The organism is Ferrimonas sp. SCSIO 43195 (assembly GCF_023716685.1).
In the GTDB taxonomy this organism is placed as follows: Bacteria; Pseudomonadota; Gammaproteobacteria; order Enterobacterales; family Shewanellaceae; genus Ferrimonas; species Ferrimonas kyonanensis.
The window spans coordinates 4,587,621-4,613,246 of the sequence record NZ_CP072679.1 but is presented as its reverse complement, the minus strand read 5'-3'; the positions used below and the strand labels follow the sequence as shown (position 1 = coordinate 4,613,246).

The following is a 25,626-nucleotide window of genomic DNA, read 5'->3' as shown; positions in this document are numbered from 1 at the left end:
CTGCCTTTTTTTGTCAGCAGCCACTGAACTCCAGCTGATAGTTGGGGGCGGCATTGGGGTCGTCGCGATCGCAACTTGGCGGGTTGGTGGTGCCGTAGGCTTGCTGATACATGAAGTAACACTGGCTGGCCTTGATGTTGCTGTCGCCGAAGCCGAAGTAGACCTTGTCCACCCCTTCGTACTCAAATCCGAGGTTGTCGTCGCTGTAGTCGAGGCGTTTGGCGACGTCGGTGTTGTCCAGATAACCGCACTTCAGGCGGGTCTCAAAGGTGCCGTCACCATCGACGTCGACGTCGGTAAGATCGCCGCGGCCGGACACCGGCCGGGCCCGGTAGCTGGGCAGTTTCGACAACAAGTACATCTGTTGGTTGGCTTCCTCGACGGCGGCGCCGAACTGAGTCAGTACCCCGGCCCGGGCATCGGCACCCAGGCCGATAAAGCGCGGCGCGGCCACCACCGCCAGGATGCCCAGCAGCACCAGTACCACGGTCAGTTCAATCAGGGTGAAGCCCTTAGTCGGCGATACAGTGTTCACAGTGTTGGTTCCGTCAGGGGATGCAGTTTAAGAAGGGAATTTTGAGCCACAATGCCAATCTGTTCAAGTTCTGGTCGTAGCTGACCGGCTGCGGAGGGGCAAACTGTGAGCCCGGCAGGACCGGGCTCCTCAGGGTTAAAACATCAGGGTCTCGGCGGGGAGTCGCACCCAGCCCTCCATCAGCACTCGGGCGCTGCGACTCATGGTGGCGGCATCGATGTGCCACTGTTGCTGACGCTGTTGGGCACTGGCGCCCACCTTGAGGGTGCCCGAGGGGTGCCCGAAGCGCACCGAGTCGCGCTCGCCGCCCCCGGCAGCGAGGTTGACCAGGGTGCCGGGTACGGCGGCGGCGGCGCCAATGGCCACTGCGGCGGTGCCCATCATGGCGTGATGCAGTTTGCCCATGGACAGCGCCCGCACCGTCAGGTCGATGGCGTCGGCCTCAACCAGCTTGCCGCTGGAGGCCTGGTAGCTGGCGGCAGGGGCCACAAAGGCGATTTTTGGGGTGTGTTGGCGCTGGGCCGCTTCGTCGATGTGGCCAATGAGGCCCATTCTGACGGCACCGTAGGCGCGAATGGTTTCAAACCGCGCCAGCGCCTCGGCGTCACCGTTGATGGCATCCTGCAGTTCGGTGCCGCGGTAGCCAAGATCCTCGGCTCGCAGAAACAGGGTCGGAATGCCAGCATTGATCAGGGTGGCGTCGAATTGGCCGATGCCGGGCACCTCGAGGCGATCGACCACCCGACCGGTGGGGAACAGGTCGCCGTCGCCCGGATCGGCAAACGCCACCTCCACTTCGGCGGCAGGGAAGGTGACACCGTCCAGTTCAAAGTCGCCGCTCTCTTGCACCTGGCCGTCTCGGATGGGGACCCGGGCGATGATGGTTTTTTCGATGTTGGCCTGCCAGATGCGGACGGTAGCCTGGCCGTTGCGGGGAATGCGGTCGGCGGCCACCAGACCATTGCTGATGGCAAAGGCGCCGACGGCGGCGGTCAGGTTGCCACAGTTGCCGCTCCAGTCCACGAACGGGCGGTCGATGGCCACCTGGCCAAACAGGTAGTCGACGTCGTGATCCGCTCGTTCGCTGGCGGACAGGATCACCGTCTTACTGGTGCTGGAGGTGGCTCCGCCCATGCCGTCGATCTGTTTGCCGTAGGGATCGGGGCTGCCGATGACCCTGAGCAGCAGGGCATCCCGGGCCGGGCCGGGGACTCGGGCCGCTTCGGGCAGATCATTGAGCGCGAAAAACACCCCTTTGCTGGTGCCGCCGCGCATGTAGGTGGCGGCTACGCGCAGTTGAGGAAGATGATCCATGGGAGTGGGGTTCCTTATTCAGTGCGGCGGCACTCGAGGTGCCGCCATCACGGTTAACGGTTGGCTTCGGCGTCGAGGAAGTCCTTGGCGAAGCGTTGCAGTACCCCGCCGGCCTCGTACACCGACACCTCTTCGGCGGTATCCAGCCGGCAGGTCATCGGCACCTGCAGCTGTTCACCATTGGCCCGGTGCACCACCAGGGTCAGGTCCGTCCCCGGTGCGGGGGTGCCGATGACGTCGTAGCATTCGCTGCCATCCAGCCCCAGAGTCAGGCGGGTGGTGCCGGGTTTGAACTGCAGCGGCAGCACCCCCATGCCGATGAGGTTGGTGCGGTGAATGCGCTCAAACCCTTCGGCGGCGATGGCTTCCACGCCGGCCAGCCGCACCCCTTTGGCGGCCCAGTCGCGGGAGGAACCCTGGCCATAATCGGCACCGGCGATAATGATCAGCGGCTGCTTGCGTTCCATGTAGGTTTCGATGGCTTCCCACATGCGGGTAACGGTGCCCTCAGGCTCAATGCGAGCCAGGGATCCCTGAGTGATGGCGCCATTGTCTTTCACCATTTCATTCAGCAGCTTGGGATTGGCAAAGGTGGCCCTTTGCGCCGTCAGGTGATCACCGCGGTGGGTGGCGTAGGAGTTGAAGTCTTCCTCCGGCAGGCCCATTTTTGCCAGGTATTCCCCGGCGGCACTGCTGGCCAGAATGGCGTTGGAAGGCGACAGGTGGTCGGTGGTGATGTTGTCTCCCAGCACCGCCAGAGGCCGCATGCCGCTGAGGCTGCGGGTTCCGGCCAGCGCGCCCTCCCAATAGGGCGGTCGGCGAATGTAGGTGCTGGTGGGACGCCAGTCGTACAAGGGGTCGATGCCATCGCCATAGTCGACATCGAGATCAAACATCGGTTCGTACACCTGGCGGAATTGCTCCGGTTTCACCGCCGTGGCAACGATGGCGTCGATCTCGTCGTCACTGGGCCAGATGGATTTCAGGGTGATTGGGTTGCCGTCGGCATCGTGGCCCAGTACGTCTTTCTCGATGTCGAACCGCACGGTGCCGGCAATGGCATAGGCCACCACCAAGGGCGGCGATGCCAGGAAGGCTTGCTTGGCGTAGGGGTGAATGCGGCCGTCGAAGTTGCGGTTACCCGACAGCACGGCGGTGCTGTACAGATCGCGATCGATCACCTCTTTTTCGATGGCCGGATCCAGCGCGCCGCTCATGCCGTTGCAGGTGGTGCAGGCGTAGGCGACGATGCCGAAGCCGAGCTTCTCCAGCTCCGGCAGCAGCCCCGCCTCCTGCAGATACAGGCGGGCCACTTTGGAGCCTGGGGCAAAGGAGGTCTTGACCCAGGGCTTGCGCACCAGCCCCAGGGCATTGGCTTTCTTGGCCACCAGGCCGGCTGCCACCACGTTTCTGGGGTTGGAGGTGTTGGTGCAGCTGGTGATGGCGGCGATGATCACCGCGCCATCGGGCATCAGTCCTTCGGCTTCCTGGGCGTGTGCCTGGGCCAGATCGGTGGCGATGCCTCGTTGGCTCAGGTCACTGGTGGGCAGGCGTCGATGCGGGTTGGACGGCCCGGCCATGTTGCGGCCGACACTGGACAGGTCAAAGGTCAGCACCCGCTCATAGCGGGCCTGAGCCATGGCGTCGGCCCACAGACCGGTGGTCTTGGCGTACTGCTCCACCAGGGCCACCTGCTCCGGTTCGCGACCGGTCAGTGTCAGGTAGTCGATGGTTTGCTCGTCGATGTAGAACATGCCAGCGGAGGCGCCGTACTCCGGGGTCATGTTGGCGATGGTGGCGCGGTCGCCAATGGTCAGGCTGCGGGCGCCGTCGCCATAGAATTCCAGATAGGCCGAGACCACCCGTTGGTTGCGCAGGAACTCGGTCAGTGCCAGGACGATGTCGGTGGCGGTGATGCCGGGTTGGCGCTGGCCGGTCAGTTCCACGCCGACGATGTCGGGCAAACGCATCATCGAGGGGCGTCCCAGCATCACGGTTTCCGCTTCCAGGCCGCCGACGCCGAGGGCGATCACCCCCAGGGCGTCGACGTGGGGAGTGTGCGAATCGGTGCCGACACAGGTGTCGGGGAAAGCCACACCATCACGGGCCTGTATCACCGGTGACATCTTTTCCAGGTTGATCTGGTGCATGATGCCGTTGCCGGCGGGAATCACATCGACGTTTTTAAAGGCGGTTTTGCACCAGTCAATGAAATGAAACCGATCGGCGTTACGGCGCTCTTCGATGGCCCGGTTCTTCTCAAAGGCATCGGCGTCGAAGCCGGGATGCTCTACTGCCAGCGAATGGTCGACGATCAGCTGGGTGGGGACCACCGGATTAACCCGGGCCGGATCGCCCCCTTGCTCGGCGATGGCGTCCCGCAGGCCGGCCAGGTCCACCAGAGCGGTTTGTCCCAGAATGTCGTGGCAGACCACCCGGGCCGGGAACCAGGGGAAGTCCCGCTCCCGTTTGCGCTCGATGATCTGGCTCAGGCTGGCGGTCAGGGTGTCCGGATCGCAGCGACGGACCAGGTTTTCGGCCAACACCTTGGCGGTGTAGGGCAGGGCATCGTAGGCGCCGGGTTGGATCGCCTCGACGGCGGCACGGGTGTCGAAATAGTCCAGCCCGGTGCCGGTTAGGGTGGTGCGATAGGCAGTGTTCATAACATCAGAAACCCAAAAAGTGATCGTCGACCGGGTGGGCCGAAACCCACCCGGTATCCGGTTAGCGGCGCTGATTCAGAGCCGGAACGTCCCGGGGCTCGGGGCCGGTGTAGTCGGCGCTGGGGCGGATAATGCGGTTGTTGGCCCGTTGCTCCATGATATGGGCGGCCCAGCCGCTGAGGCGGGAGCAGACGAAGATCGGTGTAAACAACTTCGTGGGGATGCCCATGAAGTGGTAGGCGGAAGCGTGGAAGAAGTCGGCATTGCAGAACAGCTTCTTTTCCTCCCACATGGTTTGCTCACAGGCCACGGACACCCGGTACAGGCGGTCGTCACCGAACTCCTCGGCCAGCTTGGCGGCCCAGCCTTTGATGATGGCGTTCCGGGGATCCGATTCCCGGTAGATGGCGTGGCCGAAACCCATGATCTTCTCTTTGTCGGCCAGTTTCTGCTTCAGGGTGGCGATGGCATCCTGCTCATCCTGCATTGCTTCGATCAGCTCCATGGCGGCTTCATTGGCGCCGCCGTGCAGTGGCCCCCTCAGCGAGCCGATGGCACCGGTGACGCAGGAGTGCATGTCCGACAGGGTGGAGGCGCAGACGCGGGCGGTGAAGGTGGAGGCGTTGAACTCATGTTCGGCGTAGAGAATCAGCGAGACATCCATCACCTTGGCATGCAGTTCACTGGGCGTTTTGCCGTGCAGCAGCCTCAGGAAGTGGGCGCCAATCTGTTCATCCTCGGTCTCGGTGACGATACGAACGCCATCGTGGCTGTAGCGATACCAGTAACAGATGATGGAGGGAAAGGCCGCCAGCAGACGGTCGGCAATGTCGGCTTGATCCTCAAAACCGGCCTCGGTTTCCAGGTTGCCCAGCATCGAGCAGCCGGTGCGCATCACGTCCATGGGATGGGCATCGGCGGGGATCTGCTCCAGCACGGTTTTCAGCGGTTGCGGCAGGCCGCGCAGGTTTTTCAGTTTGCTGCGGTAGGCACTTAGCTGCTCGGTGTTGGGCAGTTCGCCCTTGAGCAGCAGATAAGCCACCTCTTCAAAACTGACCTTGTCGGCCAATTCGGCGATGTCGTAGCCGCGATAGGTGAGCCCGGTGCCGGACTTGCCCACTGTGCACAATGCGGTTTCACCGGCACTCTGACCGCGAAGGCCTGCGCCTCCCAATACTTTATCTACCATGATCCATTCCTTCTGTCCGTAAATGTCTTGGCCGCCGCAGCAGCCGCGTCCGTTAGCTGCTGCTGTCTTTAAACAGCTGATCCAATTTGTTTTCGTAGTCGTGATAGCCGAGGAACTTGTACAGATCCATGCGGGTTTGCATCTGATCCACCTGGCTGCGCTGATGGCCGTCCTGTTTCAAGGCCTGATACACATTGAGGGCGGCGGCGTTGGCGGCGCGGAACGCCGACAGCGGGTACAGCACCATGTCGGCACCGGCCTCGAACAGCGCCTGCTTGTCAAACAACTCGGTCTTGCCGAATTCGGTCATGTTGGCCAGGATCGGCGCCTTAACCTGGGCCTTAAACTGGCGATAGTGATCCAATTCGGTCAGGGCCTCGGCGAAGATCATGTCGGCGCCGGCTTCAAGATAGGCCTGGGCACGCTCGATGCCGCTCTCCAGCCCCTCGACGGCGACCGCATCGGTACGGGCCATGATGACAAAGCTGTCATCGCGGCGGGCATCGACCGCGGCCTTGATGCGATCGCACATCTCGTCGATGCTGACGACGGCCTTGTTGGGGCGGTGACCACAACGTTTCTGAGCCACCTGATCTTCCATATGCACTGCCGCGACGCCGGCCCGTTCAAACTCTCGAATGGTGCGGGCGATGTTGAAGGCGCCGCCCCAGCCGGTGTCGATGTCCACCAGCAATGGCAGGTCGGTGGCGGCGGTGATGCGGCTGGCATCGGTCACCACGTCATTCATGGAGGTCATGCCCAGATCCGGCAAGCCAAAGGAGGCGTTGGCCACCCCGGCACCGGACAGGTACAGGGCCTGATGACCGCTCTGCTCGGCCATCAGGGCCATGTATGCGTTGATGGTGCCGACAATTTGCAGCGGCTTGGCGGTGGCAACGGCGTCGCGAAAACGCTGGCCTGGGGTGGGTGTAGTCATCCTAAACGTTCCTCCATTTGGGTGCGCAGCACCTGCTCGGTATTGGCGCGGCCGGATTCGATGTGGCGGCGCATCAGCAGGGCGGCGAGTTCGCCATCTCCGTCGGAGAGGGCGTCTAAAATACGTCGGTGTTGCTTCAGGGCTTCGGTGGGACGCCGACCGGCGCTGCACTGGTTGCGGTACATCTGCAGCAGGTGGTACAGGTCGTCGGTCAGGGTGTGGATCAGCGTCTGGTTGCCGCTGGCGTGAATGATGCCCAGATGAAAATCGATGTCGTCGTGAACCGCATAATCCCCTGGTTGATTGTTGAACACCTGCTGCTGACGCTCCAAAAGCTGATGCAGCTGCGCCAGTTGGTGGCCGCTGATGCGGGTCGCAGCAAGACGACACGCCATGGCCTCCAGTTCGGCCCGAACCTGATACAGGTCGTTGAGTTCCTCGGCCGTCAGGCGGGCGATGCGGGCACCGATGTGTGGCGCCCGCACCACCAGGCGTCGGCGCTCCAGTTTTTGCAGGGCTTCCCTCAGTGGGCCCCGGCTGACGCCGTAGTGGGCGGCCAGATCCTGTTCGCTGATCTTGCTGCCGGCGCGCAGCTCTCCCTGAACGATGGCGATTTGCAGCTTGTCTGCCAGTTGGTCGGCCAGAGTGGGTTGGCGTTGGGTGTCGGTCATGATCAAAAAACAGCCAAGTGAGACATGGGTCACAGTGTGTGATCTTGCCAGCTGATTGTCAACAATATGTTAACTTAGACGTTAGTGTTAGTCGCGGTGGCGGTTTTCAAAGTGAGTTGAGCTTAAGATGTTGAATTATATGTTTATTTTAAAAATGTCTATCGATATCCATGGTGGTTTTATGGCCGTATTACCCGAGTGATTCAGTGGGTAATTCTCCAGATTGTTGACAATCCAGGGTTTGATGCTCGTAGCGCGGGCACAAAAAAAGCGGCCTTTGGCCGCCTTTTTGAATCGCTGATGCTACTTGGAAGCCAGTGCTTCGTAGAAGCCGGGCTTATGTCGGTGCTGCTTCAGCAGGGCGTCTATGGTGGTGTCCTTATGTTCCCACACCTGGTTCAGCCAGCGCTGAAACACCACTCGGTGCGCCTTGTCCTGATCGTAGTTGCCCTGCGGGACTTCGGTCATGGGGATAACCCGCACGTCGACGGCAATGGTGTCCAGACGGCCGCTGAGCAGGGCGGCCATGATGCTTTCCGGTGCGCCGGGATAGACGATGGTCAGATCCAGAACATGTTCAAACTGATCGCCAAGGGTGGCCATGGCGAAGGCGATGCCACCGGCCTTGGGTTTCAGCAGGTAGCGATAGGGGCTGCGCTGGCGGCGATGTTTGGACGGCGTCAGCCGTGACCCCTCGATAAAGTTGATCACCGTGGTGGGGATCTCCTTGAACTTGCTGCAGGAGCGTCGGGTGGTTTCGATGTCCTTGCCCTTGAGCTTGGGGTTTTTGGTCAGCTCCGACTTGGAGTAACGGCGCATGAACGGCATGTCCAGTGCCCAGCAGGCAACGCCCATGATCGGAATGTAGATCAGCTGATGCTTGAGGAAGAACTTCAGCATCGGCACTTTGTCCCTCAGTACGATGGAGACTACGAAGATGTCGGCCCAGCTCATGTGATTGGAGATCACCAGGTACCAGCCCTGGGTGGACAGCTTGTCCGACAGGCCGGTGATGTTCCATTGGGTTTTGGTGGTGAGCCGAAAGACTGCGGCATTGGTGATGACCCACCCTCGCATCATATGGTTCAGCAACCACGACAGCTTCAGTCTGATCCCCTTAACGGGAATCACCATCTTGACTATGGCCACCACCAGGATGACCGAACTCCAGAACAGAATGCTCAAGGCGGCCAACGAGGCATTGAGAACAAACAGCACCGGGCCAGGTAAAAAATTCAACATAGTTTTCTATTGCTTATCTTCGTAACTGCGCTGAGCAAGGAGTTGCTCTTTCTCCTGCCACAAGGTGTTGAGCCAATCCTGAAAGGCGGCTCTGTTTTCCGGGGTATCGTACCCCAGTCGATGCAACGCCTCCATGGAGCGGGCTTCAACGGAGATTTCGACCTGGCGGACCCTGCCGCACATAAAATCCCAGAATGAGGGCGCGCCGTCCGGGTAGTAGATGGTGACATCCAACATGGTATCCAGGCGGTTTCCCATGGCGTCTAGGGTAAAGGCTAAGCCGCCGGCCTTTGGTCTGAGCAGTTGGTCAAACGGCGATTTTTGCCGCTGATGCTTGGCCGCAGTATAGCGAGTGCCCTCGACAAAGTTCATGATGGTGACCGGCGAGTGTTTGTACTTTTCGCAGGCTTTGCGGGTGGTTTCTACGTCTTTCCCCTTCATATGTGGATGTTTTTCCAAGTACTGGCGGCTGAATCGGCGCATAAAGGGGAAGTCCAGTGCCCACCAGCACAGGCCGATAAAGGGCACGAAAATCAGCTCTGCCTTCAGGAAAAATTTAATGAAGGGAATTTTGCCAATGAACAGCCGTTGCAGCATCAGGATGTCGACCCAGGACTGGTGATTGGCGATCACCATGTACCACTCTTTAACGGACAGTTCCGGCAGCGGATGCACCACGACCCGGGTACCGCTGAGCAGGCGTTGATTCAGGTTGTTGATGGTGATCCAGGCGCTGGCGCAGCGATCGGCTCCCCAGCTGCACAGGCGCTTCAGCGGCGCAATGGGCAACAATTTCAGCAGCCCCAGGCCAAACACCAGAGGGAACCAGAACAGGGTATTGATGATGTAGCCCAGAAAGGCCAGCATGCCGCGTAAAGTGGTCAACAGATCTATCCATAACAAGAACTTAATATGCTGATATGTTAAACAGCTCCGACCAGAGCCTCAAGTAAAAACCCGGCCCATGACTCAGCCATTCAGCTGAGTCAGCAGCTTGTCCATGGCCCGATAGCCAAATGCCTGAGCCACATGGCGCCGTTCGACCCGGTCACAGTCATCCAGATCGGCGATGCTGCGGCTGACCCTCAGCAGACGATGAAAGGCGCGGATGGAGAGCTTGAGACGAGTCACGCCACGTTCGGTAAAGTCTGCCATTTCACTGCTGATGCCGACAGATTGGTTTAATTTCGACGATGATAGCTCGGCATTGAGACAGCCTTGACGGGTCAGTGCCCGCTGGCGTGCCAGTAACACTTGCTGGCGGGCTTCGGCGCTGGTGAGGGCACCGCGCTGAGCCGTGTCGGTGAGCTGGCCCGGCGGCAGGCGGCTGACCTCGACGGTCAGATCGAAGCGATCCAGAAATGGCCCGGACAGGCGGGCCAGATAGCGGCGAATCTGCTCCGGGGTCGAGCGGGACTGAGCGCCGGTCTCGCCGCAGGGACTGGGGTTCATGGCGGCAATTAACTGAAAGCGGGCGGGAAAGGTCAGTTTGGCGGCGGCGCGGGAGATCACCACCTCGCCGGACTCCAGCGGCTCCCGCAGACTGTCGAGCACCGTGCGGGGGAACTCGGGCAGCTCATCCAGAAACAGCACGCCGTGGTGAGACAGGGAGATCTCGCCCGGTCGGGGAATGCCGCCGCCGCCCACCAGCGAGGCGGCAGAGCTGGAGTGGTGCGGCGCCCGAAACGGTCGCTGCAGCAGTTGCGCCGGCTGCCGGGGACGGCCGGCAACTGAGTGGATGGCCGCCACCGACAGGGCGGCTTCGATGGTCAGGGGCGGCAGCAGATCGCAGAACCGGCTTGCCAGCATGGTTTTACCGGTGCCCGGTGGCCCCAGAAACAACAGGTTGTGGCCACCGCTGGCGGCAATCATCAGGGCCTGCTTGCCCTGTTGCTGGCCGATGATGTCGGTCAGACATCCGTGGGCCAGCGGTGGGAAGGTGGCGGGGTTCAAAGGGGTCAGGCCGGGCAGTTGCTGCTGCCCCATCAGCGCTGCCACCAGCGGGCGCAGTTGGCAGGCCAGCATCGCTCGAATGCCGGGGATCAGCTGCAATTCGTCGCTGTCTCTGGCCGGCACCACCATCACCCGCTGTTTTTTCTGAGCCGCCAGGCCCGCAGGCAGCAGGCCGGTACAAGATTTAACCGCGCCGGACAGCGACAGCTCGCCGTAGAACTCGTAATTGTTAACCGCTTCTTCCGGCAATTGACCGGTTGCCACCAGAATACCCAGGGCGATGGCGAGATCGAATCGTCCGCCCTGTTTGGGCAGATCGGCCGGGGCCAAATTGACGGTAATGCGGCGGGCGGGAAAGTCGAATCCTTCGTTCTGCAGGGCGGCCCGAACCCGTTCTCTGGCCTCGCGTACCGAGGCTTCCGGCAATCCCACCAGGGTGAACGAGGGCAGGCCACCGGTGATGTGTACCTCCACCTGAATCTGGGGGGCTTCAATCCCCACCTGGGCTCGGGTAAGAACCTGTGCTAGCGCCATATTTGCCTCCCTGCAATGGCGACGGTGCTTCAAGTTTAGATGTTTTTGCTTTGGGTTGGCTCGATTAATAAATTGTTACAATTCTGTTTTTCTGACAAATGGAAAATAATCTTTGCATAGTGAAATTGCCTATGCTAAATCTAAATAAGCTTAATTTTCGAACGTCCGCAGAATGTGTCTGCGGGCCGAACCAAAGGAAAAATTTTCACATGTTGCCTGTTTCTTTCAACCTACTGCTAGTCGTGGTCCTAACCGTGGTGATTATTATCACCGGCGGGGGAGCGCGTTTGGGAGAGGCACAGGCAGCCTAGAAAATACACCAGACAGCAACCCCCCGCACCGAAAGGTCCGGGGGGTTTTTTTTAGCCCTAAGGAAAGTCCACGGAGAGAAGCACCATGACCCAGATGTATCACCAAGCAGACGCTAACCCGAGTTTGTTGCAAGGTAAGACCGTCGCCGTACTTGGTTACGGAAGCCAAGGCCGAGGCCAGTCACTGAACCTGCGGGACAGTGGTGTCAACGTCGTCATCGGCCTGCGCCCCGGCGGTGCCAGCTGGAAGCAGGCGGAAGAGGAGGGCTGGCAACCGGTTCCTTTCGCCGATGCGGTGCGTGATGCCGACATTGTGATGGTGCTGATTCCGGACATGGCTCAGGCCGATAACTACAAAGAGTTCATCGAGCCCAACATCAAAGACGGCGCCATGCTGATGTTTAGCCACGGCCTCAACGTGCATTACGGCATGATTGAGCCGGCCAGCAACATCGATGTGGCCATGGTGGCCCCCAAAGGGCCGGGGTATCTGGTTCGGACCGAGTATGAAAAAGGCGCCGGCGTTCCCTGTCTGATGGCAGTTCATCAGGATACCAGTGGCTATGCCCATGCCCGTGCACTGGCTTATGCCGATGCCATTGGCGGTACTCGAGGCGGCGTGCTGACCACCAACTTCAAAGAGGAAACCGAAACCGACCTGTTCGGTGAGCAGGCGGTGTTGTGCGGCGGCGCGGTCGCCATGGTGCGCAAGGGCTGGGAAACCTTGGTGGAAGCCGGTTATCAGCCAGAGCTGGCCTACTTCGAGTGTCTGCACGAACTGAAGCTGATCGTCGACCTGTTGTATGAGGGTGGTATCTCCAAGATGCATGAATTCGTATCCGATACTGCGGCTTACGGTGCCTTGACTCGAGGGGATCGTATCGTCGATGACCGAGCCAAGGAGACCATGAAGCAGGTACTGGCAGAGATTCAAAGCGGCGAGTTCACCCGCCAGTGGGTTGAGGAGTACAAGGCGGGCAGCCACAACTATCGGGCGGCTCAGGAAGCGGAGTGCAATCACCCCATCGAGAAAGTGGGTGCCGATTTGCGCAGCCGCATGAGCTGGTTGAACCGGGGAGAGTAAGCCAATGATCAGCGGAGCGGAAGCAGTCGTTCGAACCATAGAGGGATTTGGGGTAGAGACGGTCTTTGGGTATCCCGGCGGCGCCATCATGCCGGTTTACGATGCCATGCTCGACTCGCCCGTGAATCACATGTTGTGTCGTCATGAGCAGGGCGCCGCGTTTGCGGCCATCGGTTTCGCCCGGGCCTCGGGCAAGGTGGGAGTGTGCATCGCCACCTCCGGCCCCGGAGCCACCAACCTGCTGACCTCGTTGGCGGACGCCTACATGGATTCCATTCCGCTGGTTGCCATTACCGGCCAGGTGCCTACCGCCGCCATCGGTACCGATGCCTTTCAGGAGATCGACGTACTGGGGTTGTCGCTGGCCTGCACCAAGCACAGTTTTTTGGTGCAGCGCCCGGAGGACCTGTGCGACACCCTGCAACAGGCGTTCGCCCTGGCCAAAGAGGGACGTCCCGGCCCGGTGTTGGTGGACATCCCCAAAGATGTGCAGCAGGCGATGGTGGAGTTTCATCCGCCGCTGACCGCCCACAGCAACGGCGATGGCATCGGTGATTTCCCGCTGGCGGAGGCACATCAGATGTTGCGTGACGCTAAACGGCCGGTGCTCTATGTCGGCGGTGGCGTCGGCATGGCCGGGGCGGTGCCTCAGCTGCGTCAGTTTATCGAGACCACCGGCATGCCGTCGGTGGCCACCCTCAAGGGGCTGGGGGCGGTAGCGCCAGGCACCTCGGGCTTTATGGGCATGCTTGGCATGCACGGCACCAAGGCGGCCAACCTGGCAGTCCAGGAGTCGGATCTGTTGATTGCCGTGGGCGCCCGCTTCGACGACCGGGTGACTGGCAAACTGGACGAGTTTGCGCCCTGTGCCAAGGTGATTCATCTGGACATCGACCCGGCGGAGCTGTCGAAGCGGCGGGCGGCTCACTTGAGCCACAGCGCCGATCTGAAGCTGGTATTGCCGGCGATGGCCATGGCCTTGGAGTTAGATGACTGGCGCCAGCTGTGCGACCGACGTGCCCAGGAGTGGGCCTTCGATTACCGCTGTCCCGGTGCCGGCGTGTTTGCCCCGGCGCTGTTGAACAGCCTGTCGCAGCGCCTGCCAAAAGGCACGGCCGTGGCCTGTGATGTGGGCCAGCACCAGATGTGGGTAGCCCAGCACATGAGCTTTGACGGACCCGAAAATCACATCTCCAGCTCCGGCCTCGGCACCATGGGCTTTGGCATTCCCGCCGGCATCGGTGCCCAGTTTGCCCGGCCGGATGAAACCGTACTGGTGGTGTCCGGAGACGGCTCATTCATGATGAATGTGCAGGAGCTGGCCACCATCAAACGGGCCAAGTTACCGCTGAAGCTGTTGTTGCTGGACAACCAGCGTCTGGGGATGGTGAAGCAGTGGCAGGAGTTGTTCTTCGAGGAGCGGTACAGCGAAACCGACCTATCCGATAACCCCGATTTTGTGTCACTGGCGGCGGCCTTTGACATTCCCGGCAGCCACATCTGGCGCCAAGACCAGGTTGAGGAAGGCCTCAACCAGTTACTGAACAGCGATGGACCGTTTTTGTTACACGTGTCCATCTCCGAAAAAGAGAACGTCTGGCCTTTGGTTCCACCCGGGGCGTCCAATAGCGATATGATGGAGAAGCAGTCATGAGTCAGCATACCTTGTATATCGAAATGAACCCGGCGCCTGAAGTGTTGGAGCGGGTCTTGAGAGTTACTCGCCACCGTGGCTTTACCGTGTGTCATATGCACATGAGCAGCATGGATCGTAAAGCCAACATCGCGGTGACCGTGGACAGTGAGCGTCCGATTGAGCATCTGACCAAGCAGTTGGACAAGTTGTTCGATGTACAGAATTGCCGCCTGGAGATCTCCCAGGCACGTATCGCGAACGGTTAGACAAGGAGTAGATTGTGAGCCAAGCGGACTTTATCTGGTTTAACGGCAAAATGATGCCCTGGCAAGACGCCCAGGTGCACGTATTAAGCCATGCCCTGCATTACGGATCCTCGGTGTTTGAAGGGATTCGAGCCTACCACACCCCGAAAGGGCCGGCGGTGTTCCGCTTGAAGGAGCACATTCAACGTCTGTATGACTCCGCCAAGATCTACCGCATGCCGATCCCCTTCGCCCCGGCGGAGTTGGAGCAGGCCTGCCGTGACACCATCAACGACAATGGCCTCGACAGCGCCTACATTCGGCCGTTGGCCTTCTATGGCAACGTTGGCCTCGGTGTCAACGTGCCGGCGGGATCTCAGGCCGAGGTGATCGTCGCTTCATTCCCCTGGGGGGCCTATCTTGGGGAAGAAGCCAGCCAGGAAGGGGTGGATGTGTGCGTGTCCTCCTGGAATCGAATGGCGCCGAACACCATGCCAACGGCGGCGAAAGCGGGGGGAAATTACCTGTCTTCCCAACTGATCTCCGGTGAGGCCAAGCGCCACGGTTACGCCGAGGGCATCGCCCTGGACGTGAATGGTCAGATCTCCGAAGGCGCCGGTGAGAACCTGTTCGTGGTGAAAAACGGTGTGCTGATCACCCCGCCGGTGACCGCCGCCATTCTGCCGGGGATCACTCGGGACACCATCATGACCCTGGCTCGGGATGCCGGCTATCAGGTGAAGGAGGAAGCGCTGGCACGGGAAGCCCTGTATCTGGCCGATGAGGTGTTTATGACCGGCACCGCCGCCGAAATTGTGCCGGTGCGATCCGTCGACGGCATTCAGGTGGGCGAAGGCCAGCGCGGACCGGTGACCGCCGATCTGCAGGCCGCGTTCTTCGGCCTGTTCTCCGGAATTACTGAAGACAAATGGGGCTGGCTGGATTACGTCAGCGAAGAAGCGGAAAACAAGCAGGAATTTGCCGCCTGCACCACGGCCAAAGTGCTGTAATACCAAATTGTTGTAAGGGTTAGAGATGCCAAAATTGCGATCGGCGACCTCCACTGCGGGGCGGAATATGGCGGGCGCACGCGCCCTGTGGCGGGCCACCGGAATGACGGATCAGGATTTTGGCAAGCCGATTATTGCGGTCGCCAACTCCTTTACCCAGTTCGTTCCCGGCCATGTGCACCTGAAAGACATGGGCCAACTGGTGGCCGGTGCCATTGAAGCCGCCGGTGGCGTGGCCAAAGAGTTTAATACCATCGCCGTGGACGATGGCATCGCCATGGGCCACGGCGGCATGCTGTACTCGTTGCCGAGCCGAGAGTTGATCGCCGACAGCGTCGAATACATGGTCAATGCCCACTGTGCCGATGCGCTGGTGTGCATCTCCAACTGCGACAAGATCACCCCCGGTATGCTGATGGCGTCGTTGCGCCTCAACATTCCGGTTATCTTTGTCTCCGGCGGGCCCATGGAAGCGGGTAAGACCAAGCTGTCGGATCAGATCATCAAGCTGGACCTGGTGGACGCCATGGTGCAGGCCGCCGATCCCAATGTGTCTGACCAGCAGGCGGAACAGGTGGAGCGCAGTGCCTGCCCGACCTGCGGTTCCTGCTCTGGCATGTTTACCGCCAACTCGATGAATTGTCTGGTGGAAGCGCTGGGGCTGGCGTTGCCCGGCAATGGCTCGATGCTGGCTACCCATGCCGATCGCAAACAGCTGTTTCTCGATGCCGGCAATCGCATCGTCGAGCTGGCCAACCGCTGGTACCAGCAGGACGATGCCACGGCCCTGCCCCGGGGCATCGCCACCAAGACCGCTTTTGCCAATGCCATGGCGCTGGACATCGCCATGGGCGGCTCCACCAACACCGTTCTTCATCTGCTGGCGGCAGCGCAAGAAGCGCAGGTCGATTTCACCATGGCCGACATGGATGCCCTGTCCAGACGGGTTCCGCAGCTGTGCAAGGTCGCGCCTTCCACGCCCAAATACCACATGGAAGACGTGCACCGTGCCGGTGGGGTCATGGGGCTGCTGGCCGAGTTGGCTCGCGGCGATCTGATCGACACCCAGGTGCCTCATGTGGCCGGTGACAGCCTGGCGGAGGTGTTGCAGCGATTCGATATCGCCTCGGCGCCGTCGGCCCAGGTGACCGAGTTTTACCGTGCCGGCCCGGCGGGCATACGGACCACTCAGGCGTTTTCCCAGCAGTGCCGCTGGCCGACGCTGGATGCCGACCGGGAGGGCGGTTGCATTCGCGATGTTGACCATGCCTATTCCGAAGAGGGTGGGCTGGCGGTGCTCAGCGGTAACATGGCGCCCAAGGGCTGCATTGTGAAGACCGCCGGTGTGCCGGACAGCTGCCTGACCTTCCGCGGTCCGGCCCGTGTGTTTGAAAGCCAGGATGCGGCAGTGGCCGGCATTCTCGACGGTGAGGTTCAGGCCGGCGAGGTGGTGGTGATTCGCTATGAGGGCCCCAAAGGGGGGCCGGGCATGCAGGAGATGCTGTACCCCACCAGTTACCTGAAATCCATGGGCCTCGGACAGCAGTGCGCCCTGATCACCGACGGCCGTTTCTCCGGTGGCACCTCCGGGTTGTCCATCGGCCACGTGTCGCCGGAAGCCGCCAGCGGCGGCGTCATCGCCCTGGTCGAAAATGGGGACATCATCGACATCGACATTCCTAACCGCCGCATCGAGCTGGTGGTGGAGTCCGCCTTGCTGGCTACCCGCGCCGAAGGGTGCGCGTATCAGCCCGTGGGGCGCACTCGCTTGGTGAGCCCGGCCCTGAAAGCCTACGCCATGCTGGCCACCAGCGCCGATCAGGGTGCGGTCCGGGATCTGGCCAAATTGGAGTCGCTGTAATGGTGGCCCTGGTCAAGCCACAGTCTCAGGATCTGGCCCAGGCCTATCTGCGCCAAATCCTGATGGCGCCGGTGTACGACGTCGCCCGGGTCACCAGCCTGGATCCCATGGCCAAGCTGTCTCAGCGTCTGGGAGCCGAGGTGTGGCTGAAGCGGGAGGATCAGCAACCGGTGCACTCGTTTAAGCTGCGGGGCGCCTACAACTGCATCAGTCAGCTGTCGGCATCCCAGCGTCAGGCCGGGGTAGTGGCCGCCTCGGCGGGCAACCACGCCCAGGGGGTGGCCCTGTCGGCCAGCCAGCTCGACATTCGGGCGGTGATCGTGATGCCGGCCACCACTCCGGACATCAAGGTAGAGGCGGTGCGTCGTCATGGTGGCGAAGTGGTGCTTCATGGTGACAATTTTGACAGTGCCTATCAGCATGCCCGTGAGCTGTCAGAACAGCAGGGATTGACGTTGATTCCGCCGTTTGACGATGAGGCGGTGATCGCGGGGCAGGGCACCATAGGTCAGGAGTTGCTGCAGCAGCAGCGGCATCTGGATGCCATCTTTGTGCCGGTCGGTGGCGGTGGCCTGATTGCCGGCGTGGCCGCCTACATCAAGGCACTGGCGCCGCAGATCAAGGTGATTGGCGTCGAGCCGGAAGACGCCGCCTGCCTGAAGGCGGCGTTGGCGGCGGACCGGCCGGTGACCCTGGATCGGGTCGGGCTGTTTGCCGACGGGGTGGCGGTGAAGCGCATCGGCGAGGCGCCGTTTGCGGTGGCCCGTCAGTGTGTCGATGAGGTGATCACCGTATCCTCCGATGAGATCTGCGCCGCGGTGAAGGACATCTTCGAGGATACTCGCGCCATTGCCGAACCTGCCGGTGCTCTGGCGCTGGCAGGACTGAAACGCTACCGTGACGGTCGTCGCGACCCGCAGAAGCTGGCGGCGATCCTGTCCGGTGCCAATGTGAATTTTCACAGCCTGCGCTACGTGTCGGAGCGGTGTGAACTGGGTGAAGGCAAGGAGGCGGTACTGGCGGTCACCATTGCCGAGCAGAAGGGCAGTTTCCTGCGCTTCTGCCAGCTGCTGGGACAGCGTTCCATTACCGAATTCAACTACCGGCTCGCCAGCCGGGATAGTGCCAACATCTTTGTCGGGTTGCGGCTGAAGCAGCAGAGTGAGCTGGACACCATCAGCGCGCTGCTGACCGAGAATGGCTACCCCCATGAGGACCTGTCGGCGGACGAAACCGCCAAATTGCATGTGCGTTACATGGTGGGGGGGCAGCCGATTCCGCCGGTGAAAGAGCGGCTGTTTCATGTCACCTTCCCCGAGCATCCCGGTGCGCTGCTGCAGTTTTTGATTCGCCTGGGCCAGCGTTGGAACATCTCGTTGTTTCATTACCGCAACCACGGCGCCGCCTACGGCCGGGTACTGATGGGGCTGGAGTGTCCCGACGGCGCCGAAACCGAAATGCAGCAGTTCGTCGCTCAGTTGCCGCTGGAATGCCGCGATGTGACCGACAGCCCCTCCTACCGCTATTTTCTCAGCAGTCGCCACGACTGACTGGTTAGTGCCCCAGCCGTGACGGCGTGCTCGCGCTGCTGGGGCCGTTGCCGGCCGATGATTCATCTTCGCTGCAAGTGACGGTTATTGGCTGCCAATCGAACCGAAATTCCACCTCTTTTCCACTCACATTGCTCTACCTTTAGTGGAGCACCCCATGACTAATTGACTTCAAAACAGAGGTTTCTTTACAAGAAACACTAAAAGTTACATTTTGAAAACTAGACATACATGCACGTATGTCTGTAAACTTTCGGCAATAAAATTGGGGTCTCTTTAATCGAGACGGGTTAAGTCACCCTCTAAGAATCAAGCTTCTGCAGCGCCTTTTCCCAAGGCCTGCAGATGGGGAGAGCGGGAATGTTCAAACGTTTTGCAGTGGTACTCGGAGGCCTGCTGGTGATACTGGCGGTCATCGGTGGAATTAAGTTCAAACAGGTTCAGGAAGGCATGGCTCAGCTGGCCAACTTCGCCCCGCCACCGGCGACGGTGTCGGTGGTGGAAGCCAAGGCGGTTCAGTGGCGACCTCAGGTGGCCAGTGTCGGTACCCTCAATGCCATTGAAGGCATCGAGCTGGCGGCCGAAGTGTCCGGACTCATCGATGGCATCTTCTTCAAGAGTGGCCAGCAGGTGAAAGCGGGACAGCTGTTGCTGACCCTCAACGACGACGTGGAAGTGGCCAACCTGGCGGCCTATCAGGCGCAGGCGGAGCTGGCGCAGATTAAGTTTAAGCGTAACGAAGGGTTGTTCCGTAACAACAACATTTCCGAGACCGATTTCGATCAGTCCAGCGCCGACCTCAAGGTGGCGAACGCCAATGTTCAGCAGACTAAGGCCAGCATCGCCAAGAAAAACATCAAGGCGCCGTTCAGCGGTGTGCTGGGGATTCGCAAGTTCAGCATGGGCCAGTACATCAGTAATGGTGATGCCCTGGTGACGCTGCAGGATACCCGCTCCCTGTACGCGGACTTTTCCGTGCCGGAGCAGTACCTGCCTAAGCTGTACACCGGCCAGGATGTGATCTTCCATGCCAGTTCGGCGCCGGAGACAGAATTCCACGGCAAGGTGATTGCCGTCGAAGCCAAGGTGGATGAAAACACCCGTAACATCGCCATTCGTGCCGAGGTGCCCAACGACAGCGGCGAGCTGCACCCGGGCATGTACGCCGACATCCGTCTGCTGATGAAAGAGACCATCAGTCCCATCGTACTGCCCAGTACTGCCATCTCCTACAGCCCCTTTGGCGATGCGGTCTTCGTGGTGGAGAAAGATGACCAGGGCAATGACGTTGCCCGTCGTATCTATGTGCAGGTGGGTGAGCAGCGTGGCGACGGTGTCGCCATCCTCAGCGGCCTGGAAGAGGGCATGATGGTGGTGAATGCCGGCATCACCAAACTGGAAAACGGCACTCAGGTGATCATCTCTGACGCCGTCCAGCTGTAAGGGTTTTCAATGAAATTTACTGACGTATTTATTCGGCGTCCGGTACTGGCCATTGTCCTCAACTTGCTGTTGTTGGTCTTTGGTGCCCGGGCGTACATGGATCTCCAGGTTCGGCAATACCCGGACATGGAGATTGGCCAGGTCGATGTCACCACGGTTTACCCTGGAGCCAACGCCGAGCTGGTGCAGGGGTTTGTGACTCAGCCGATTCAAGAGGCGATCTCCTCGGCCGAGGGCATCGACTATGTTACTGCCAGCTCCAGTGCCGGTGTGTCTACCATCTCGGTCTTCCTCAACCTCGGTTATGACGCCAACACCGCCATGGCGGAGATGCTGACCAAGCTGAATGAGGTGTCCGGTCGCCTGCCTGAGAGCATCGACGATCCGGTGCTGGCCAAGAGTACCGCCGGCGGCGGTGCCATCATGTATCTGGCCTATTTCAGTGACACCATGTCTGGCGTCGAGATCACCGATTACCTGAAGCGGGTGGTGCAGCCCAAGCTGACCGAAGTGGAAGGGGTGGCGGAAGCCCAGTTGTATGGGGAGAAAGAGTTCTCCATGCGCATCTGGTTGGATCCGGTGCGGATGCAGGCCAATGGTGTGACCAGCAACGACATCAACAGTGCACTGAGCCAGAACAACTTTCAGTCCGCTGCCGGTGAGGTTCGTGACAGCTACACCGTGACCTCGGTGCGGGCGTCAACGTCACTGCAGGATGAGGTGTCCTTCGGCAACATCACCGTCAAAAGCGACGGCAATGCGGTGGTGCGGCTGCGAGACGTGGCCCGGGTGGAACTGGCGCCAAAGTCAGACAAGGTGTACGGCATGTACAAAGGTACGCCGGCCATCTTTGTGGGTATCACCACCACCCCGGACGCCAACTCTCTGGATGTGGCCAAGGGGGTGCATGCGGTATTGCCGGAGATCGAGCGTAACCTGCCCGATGGCCTGAGTCAGGTGATGAACCACGACTCCACCGAGTTTATTCAGGAGTCCATCGATGAGGTATTGATGACCCTGGTGGAAGCCGTGGTGATCGTGGTGCTGGTGGTATTCCTGTTCCTGGGTTCCCTGCGCAGCGTGATGATTCCGATCATTACCGTACCGCTGTCATTGATCGGCGTCGGCCTGTTTATGATGGGGCTGGGTTTCTCCATCAACCTGCTGACATTGCTGGCGCTGGTGATGGCCATCTCCCTGGTGGTGGACGATGCCATTGTGGTGGTGGAGAACGTTCACCGTCACATCGAGGAGGGACTGTCTCCCGTGCGTGCGGCGGTGGTTGGTGCCCGTGAAATCGCCATGCCGGTGATCGCCATGACCATTACCCTGGCGGCGGTGTATGCCCCCATCGGCTTTATGGGTGGATTGACCGGCTCGCTGTTTACCGAGTTTGCCTTTACCCTGGCCGGGGCGGTACTGATCTCCGGTTTCATCGCGTTGACTCTGTCACCGATGATGAGCAGCAAGTTGCTCAACAAAGAGGATCTGCACAAGCCGTTTCCCCAGTATCTGGATCGCCTGTTCGCCAGGGTGAAAGACAAATACCAGGCGATCCTGGTGCAGGTGGTGGGCCACTACAAGGCCGCCATCGCCACCGGCGCGGTGCTGCTGTTTGCCGCCATTGGCGTGATGTTCATGATGACCCAGTCGGAACTGGCGCCGGATGAGGATCAGGGCTACATCTTCAACATCGCCAACGGCCCGGACAATGGCAACGTGCACTACAGTGCCGCCTATGGCCGTCAGTTTACCGACATGGTGTCGCAGTACCCCGAGTACCGAATGGCGCTGGTGTTTGCCGGTTACCCCAGTGAAAGCGGCTTTATGTCGGTGGTGGCATTGAAGCCCTGGAGTCAGCGAATTCGCAGCCAGATGGAGATTCAGCCACAGATGCAGCAGGATGCCAAGAGCATTGCCGGTCTGGAGGTGTTCAGCATCAACCCGCCGGCCCTGCCCGGAGTGGCCTCCGGACTGCCGGTGAACTTTGTGGTGACCACCACCGCGGATCACGCCACCCTGTATGAGGTGATGAACAAGCTCAAGCAGGAGGCGGAAGCCAGTGGCCTGTTTATGGTGGTCAACAACACGCTGAAGATCAGTAAGCCTCAGGTGCACATTCAGATCGACCGCGAAAAAGCCGGTCAGCTGGGGATCTCGATGCAGACCATCGGCAGCGTATTGTCCACTCAACTGGGTGACTTCCGTACCAACTACTTCGACATCCAGGGCCGCAGCTACGAGGTGATCCCTCAGGCGGATGCGCCGTTCCGTTCCACGGCGGATCGCATCTCCGATCTGTACGTATCCAGCAGCACCGGTGAGTCGATTCCGCTGTCTACCGTGGTCAAGGTCAGCAATGAGGTGATCCCCAATGCCCTGACCCAGTTCCAGCAGCTGAACTCCGCCACTTTGGAAGCGATGCCGATGCCGGGTGCGGCCACCATTGCCGATGCCCATGTGTTCCTCAAAGCCAAGTTGCAGGAGATTGCGCCCAAGGGGTACGCCTATGACTTTGGCGGCCAGAGCCGTCAGTTTGAGACCGAAGGCAGCGCCCTGTACGTCACCTTTGCTCTGGCACTGCTGGTGATTTTCCTGGTGCTGGCGGCGCAATTTGAAAGCTGGCGCGATCCTGTGGTGGTGCTGGTGACCGTGCCGTTGTCGATCTTCGGTGCCATGATTCCGCTGTTCCTCGGGGCCGCCACCCTGAACATCTACACCCAGGTGGGTCTGATCACCCTGGTGGGGCTGATCTCCAAGCACGGCATCTTGATCGTGGAGTTTGCGAACCAGCTGCAGCGGGAAGGGCGAGACAAGGCCCAGGCGGTGATCGAGTCTGCGGCCCTACGTCTGCGTCCCATTCTGATGACCACCGCCGCCATGGTACTGGGGGTGATGCCGCTGGTGCTGGCGACCGGAGCCGGTGCGGTATCCCGGTTTAACATTGGTCTGGTGATCACCGTTGGTTTGTCGGTGGGCACCCTGTTTACCCTGTTTGTGGTACCGGTGATGTACGCGTTACTGGCCAAACGCATTGATGTCAGCGAAGAGGCGGCCCTGGTGCAGGAGACCCGCGCCTGACCTGACTGACAACGAACCTGACTTTGACGAGTCCAAGCCACCCTTCGGGGTGGCTTTTTTGTGCACAAGTGTAAATATCTGAATTTTCCCCTTGATCAAATCTAAATAGTAATTATTATCATCCGCATTCAAATATATAAATGTGTCACTCTTTAGGGGATTGGGAAATGTTGTTTACTCCGACTCGTTTGGCCGTAGCCGTGGTGGCGGTGATCAGTGCTGGTGGTGCCGTTGCCGAAGAAACCAAGGCGACGCTGTTTGATGACGTGGTGGTTTCCGCCAGCCGCACCGGTGCCCAGAAAGCCGAAAAGGTGCCGGCCGCCATGGCGGTGGTGGATGCCGAACAGATTGAAAACCAACAGATGACCACCATCTCCGACCTGGTGCGTTATGAACCGGGTGTCGACGTCTCCGGCAGCGGCCGCTTTGGCCTGCAGGATTTCACCATCCGTGGCATCGGTGGCAACCGGGTCAAGATCATGGTGGATGGGGTGGATCAGAGCAATGGCTACGATTCGGGCACCGAGTTCATGCGCGCCGGCCGCAACTTTGTCGACATCGATACCCTCAAGCAGGTGGAGATCACCAAGAGCCCGGCCTCGACCCTGTACGGCAGTGACGCCATCGGTGGAGTGGTGGCCTTTACCACCAAGGATCCGGCCGACTACCTGGAGGCCGGTGATGACACCGCTCTGTCGCTGAAAGCCGGGTATACCGGTCGTGACCAGAGCTTTGCCGAAACCGTGACCCTGGCCAACCGCAGCGGCGCCTGGGAATCCTTGCTGTTGTATACCCGCCGGGACGGCAAAGAGACGGAGACCCAGGGCAGTGTTGGTGGCATCGGCGACGATCGCACCGAGGCCGATCCCATGGACATCACCTCCAACAACGTGCTGGCGAAACTGATTTATGCCGGCAGTGAGGCCCACCGACTGGGCATGGTGGCAGAACATTATGACTCCAGTACCGAAGGGGAGCTGTTGTCCTTGAACGACGGCGAACCCGGAGCGCCAGGTGTCACCTACGCCAATCAGATGGCAGACGACAGCACCACCCGTACCCGGATTGGCGTGTTCCACGATTGGGACGCCAACCTGGCCGCGTTTGACACCCTGAAATGGACCCTGGACTATCAGGACAGTGAATCGGATCAGGTAACCAGTAACTGGTATTCCTACTATCAGACCGACCGTCGCATGTCCCGGCAGTACCAGGAAACCAGCTGGCAGTTTTCGCTGGATCTGGCCAAGGATCTGAGCCTGGGCAGCAGCCATCACGTCATCAGTTACGGCCTGGACGTCAACCGTGAAGACCTGGAAAACCTCAACGTCACCAGCTATGCCAGTGACAAGCCGACCGACGTCAGCCGCTATGCGCCAAAGGCACAGGCCACCACCTATGGCCTGTATCTGCAGGATGAGATCACCCTGGGTGCACTGACGCTGATTCCGGGCCTGCGTTACGACAACACCGAAATGAAACCCAACATCGATGAGTACTATCACGGTGGGGATGAATTCAAAGACCACAACAGCGATAAGCTGACCTGGCGACTGGGTACCCTGTACCAGTTGACCGACACCCTGACCGGGTTCTTTAACTACGCTCAGGGCTTCCGTTCCCCGGACCTGAAAGAGATGTACTACGCCGAGGACAGTGGCCGCGGTTACGCCTTGCTGGCGAATCCGGACCTGGAAGCGGAAGAGAGTGACGCCTTTGAACTGGGCCTGCGCGGCACCTCGGATTACGGCTCGGCCGAGTTGGTGCTGTTCTACAACCAGTACGACAATTTCATTCAACAGACTGCGGACTACAGCAACCCGGCTTACCCTTATGGCCAACTGCAGTACAACAACGTCGATGAAGCCACCATCAAAGGGGCGGAGTTTAAGTCTCAACTGTGGCTGGACAGCCTGCTGGGGGCACCGGAGGGGCTAAGCCTGAATCTGTCGGTGGCGTACGCCGAAGGTACCAACGACACCCAGGATCAACCGCTGAACGAGGTGGCGCCGCTCAATGGGGTGATTGGCCTCTCCTTCGATCAGGCCGATGGCATCTGGGGCGGGACCCTGAACTGGACTCTGGTCCAGGGTAAGGATGAGTCTGACATCGCCGAGGCCACCGACGGATTTGGCCAGCCGACCGAGTCTTACGCCACGGCCGGCTACGGTGTGGTAGACGTGACCGGTTACTACAACGTCAGCGAAGCCTTCGTGATTCGTGGTGGGGTATTTAACCTGTTGGACAAGAAGTACATTCAGTGGAGTGATGTGGGGGGCATGGAGGCGGGTCGAACCTATATGGATCGTTTCTCCCAGCCTGGCCTCAATGTCGGCATCAGCGCCACGTACACGTTCTGATCCGGTT

The 25,626-nt window shown here is 60.2% G+C and carries 18 protein-coding genes; 9 read left to right on the top strand and 9 right to left on the bottom strand.

Annotated features, from left to right (window positions below; genetic code table 11):
* Positions 1 to 13: 13 nt before the first annotated feature.
* The 9 genes from J8Z22_RS21300 to J8Z22_RS21260 all read right to left on the bottom strand — a co-directional run bounded on the left by J8Z22_RS21300 (position 14) and on the right by J8Z22_RS21260 (position 11,038).
* Positions 14 to 535, bottom strand: coding sequence for a type II secretion system protein (locus J8Z22_RS21300; RefSeq protein ID WP_252008084.1), 522 nt, complete (start codon positions 533 to 535; stop codon positions 14 to 16).
* Between the two features lie 135 nt (positions 536 to 670).
* Positions 671 to 1,849, bottom strand: a complete 1,179-nt coding sequence (gene prpF / locus J8Z22_RS21295; protein ID WP_252008083.1) for a 2-methylaconitate cis-trans isomerase PrpF — start codon at positions 1,847 to 1,849, stop codon at positions 671 to 673.
* Between the two features lie 53 nt (positions 1,850 to 1,902).
* On the bottom strand, positions 1,903 to 4,512 hold the full coding sequence (gene acnD, locus J8Z22_RS21290; protein WP_028111259.1) for a Fe/S-dependent 2-methylisocitrate dehydratase AcnD: 2,610 nt from the start codon (positions 4,510 to 4,512) through the stop codon (positions 1,903 to 1,905).
* A gap of 61 nt (positions 4,513 to 4,573) precedes the next feature.
* Positions 4,574 to 5,701 carry a 2-methylcitrate synthase gene (gene prpC / locus J8Z22_RS21285; RefSeq protein WP_252008082.1) on the bottom strand — a complete coding sequence of 376 codons (1,128 nt, stop codon included), beginning with the start codon at positions 5,699 to 5,701 and terminating at the stop codon, positions 4,574 to 4,576.
* A 52-nt stretch (positions 5,702 to 5,753) separates the two neighbouring features.
* Positions 5,754 to 6,638, bottom strand: coding sequence for a methylisocitrate lyase (prpB, locus tag J8Z22_RS21280; protein WP_028111625.1), 885 nt, complete (start codon positions 6,636 to 6,638; stop codon positions 5,754 to 5,756).
* A complete protein-coding gene (locus tag J8Z22_RS21275) occupies positions 6,635 to 7,342 on the bottom strand; it encodes a GntR family transcriptional regulator (protein WP_252008075.1) in 708 nt (235 codons plus the stop codon). The genes prpB and J8Z22_RS21275 overlap by 4 nt, the downstream gene beginning before the upstream one ends.
* Before the next feature lie 270 nt (positions 7,343 to 7,612).
* Positions 7,613 to 8,551, bottom strand: coding sequence for an acyltransferase (locus J8Z22_RS21270; protein ID WP_028111262.1), 939 nt, complete (start codon positions 8,549 to 8,551; stop codon positions 7,613 to 7,615).
* A 6-nt stretch (positions 8,552 to 8,557) separates the two neighbouring features.
* Positions 8,558 to 9,436, bottom strand: a complete 879-nt coding sequence (locus J8Z22_RS21265) for an acyltransferase (protein WP_211227261.1) — start codon at positions 9,434 to 9,436, stop codon at positions 8,558 to 8,560.
* Between the two features lie 84 nt (positions 9,437 to 9,520).
* Positions 9,521 to 11,038 (bottom strand): YifB family Mg chelatase-like AAA ATPase, encoded by a 1,518-nt coding sequence (locus J8Z22_RS21260; RefSeq protein ID WP_252008073.1) that lies wholly within the window; start codon positions 11,036 to 11,038, stop codon positions 9,521 to 9,523.
* Positions 11,039 to 11,434: 396 nt separating this feature from the next.
* Between J8Z22_RS21260 and ilvC the strand changes: the two genes are divergently transcribed.
* The 9 genes from ilvC (at position 11,435) to J8Z22_RS21215 (ending at position 25,619) form a co-directional block, all read left to right on the top strand.
* Positions 11,435 to 12,433, top strand: coding sequence for a ketol-acid reductoisomerase (gene ilvC, locus J8Z22_RS21255; RefSeq protein WP_028111265.1), 999 nt, complete (start codon positions 11,435 to 11,437; stop codon positions 12,431 to 12,433).
* 4 nt (positions 12,434 to 12,437) lie between these two features.
* Entirely contained in the window at positions 12,438 to 14,087 is a 1,650-nt protein-coding gene (ilvG, locus tag J8Z22_RS21250) for an acetolactate synthase 2 catalytic subunit (protein ID WP_371878057.1), read from the top strand.
* The gene (ilvM, locus tag J8Z22_RS21245) at positions 14,084 to 14,335 is read left to right on the top strand and encodes an acetolactate synthase 2 small subunit (RefSeq protein WP_028111267.1); all 252 of its coding nucleotides are present in this window, start codon (positions 14,084 to 14,086) and stop codon (positions 14,333 to 14,335) included. The genes ilvG and ilvM overlap by 4 nt, the downstream gene beginning before the upstream one ends.
* 11 nt (positions 14,336 to 14,346) lie before the next feature.
* Positions 14,347 to 15,324 (top strand): branched-chain amino acid transaminase, encoded by a 978-nt coding sequence (locus tag J8Z22_RS21240; RefSeq protein ID WP_371878147.1) that lies wholly within the window; start codon positions 14,347 to 14,349, stop codon positions 15,322 to 15,324.
* Between the two features lie 25 nt (positions 15,325 to 15,349).
* Positions 15,350 to 17,185 carry a dihydroxy-acid dehydratase gene (ilvD, locus tag J8Z22_RS21235; protein WP_028111269.1) on the top strand — a complete coding sequence of 612 codons (1,836 nt, stop codon included), beginning with the start codon at positions 15,350 to 15,352 and terminating at the stop codon, positions 17,183 to 17,185.
* The gene (gene ilvA / locus J8Z22_RS21230) at positions 17,185 to 18,735 is read left to right on the top strand and encodes a threonine ammonia-lyase, biosynthetic (protein ID WP_028111270.1); all 1,551 of its coding nucleotides are present in this window, start codon (positions 17,185 to 17,187) and stop codon (positions 18,733 to 18,735) included. Before ilvD ends, ilvA begins: the two co-directional genes overlap by 1 nt.
* A gap of 360 nt (positions 18,736 to 19,095) precedes the next feature.
* Positions 19,096 to 20,178: an efflux RND transporter periplasmic adaptor subunit gene (locus J8Z22_RS21225; protein ID WP_028111271.1), complete on the top strand. Its 1,083-nt coding sequence runs from the start codon at positions 19,096 to 19,098 to the stop codon at positions 20,176 to 20,178.
* A 9-nt stretch (positions 20,179 to 20,187) separates the two neighbouring features.
* Positions 20,188 to 23,259, top strand: a complete 3,072-nt coding sequence (locus tag J8Z22_RS21220) for an efflux RND transporter permease subunit (RefSeq protein WP_252008070.1) — start codon at positions 20,188 to 20,190, stop codon at positions 23,257 to 23,259.
* A 167-nt stretch (positions 23,260 to 23,426) separates the two neighbouring features.
* A complete protein-coding gene (locus J8Z22_RS21215; RefSeq protein WP_252008068.1) occupies positions 23,427 to 25,619 on the top strand; it encodes a TonB-dependent hemoglobin/transferrin/lactoferrin family receptor in 2,193 nt (730 codons plus the stop codon).
* Positions 25,620 to 25,626: the final 7 nt, after the last annotated feature.